1 protein-coding gene is annotated in these 489 nt (G+C 58.9%); it reads right to left on the reverse strand.

Features of this window, described 5'->3' with window-relative positions:
- A partial coding sequence (locus AACW18_RS11275) for a PCRF domain-containing protein (RefSeq protein ID WP_218390083.1) occupies positions 1-489 on the reverse strand: 489 nt, incomplete at both ends.

Below are 489 nucleotides of genomic sequence, written 5' to 3' on the forward strand. Positions count from 1 at the left end.
ACCCAGTACAGACAACGCTTTAGCTTTGTTTTTGTGCTGGGAACGTTCGTCCTGACACTCCACCACAATACCGGTTGGCAGGTGGGTAATACGGATCGCGGAGTCGGTGGTGTTAACGTGCTGACCGCCCGCCCCGGAGGAGCGGAACGTATCAATTCGCAGATCCGCCGGATTGATGTCCGGCAGTTCGGCTTCCGGCAGTTCCGGCATCACCGCAACCGTACAGGCTGAGGTGTGAATACGTCCCTGAGATTCTGTCGCAGGCACGCGCTGCACGCGGTGACCGCCGGATTCAAACTTAAGACGACCGTACACGCCGTCGCCGCTGATCTTGGCGATAACTTCTTTATAGCCACCATGTTCGCCTTCGTTGGCACTCATGATCTCTACGCGCCAGCGACGCGCTTCGGCGTAGCGGCTGTACATACGGAACAAGTCACCAGCAAACAGCGCGGCTTCGTCACCGCCGGTACCGGCGCGCACTTCCAC

The organism is Aeromonas sp. sia0103, assembly GCF_963895295.1.
GTDB classification, from domain to species: domain Bacteria; phylum Pseudomonadota; class Gammaproteobacteria; order Enterobacterales; family Aeromonadaceae; genus Aeromonas; species Aeromonas encheleia.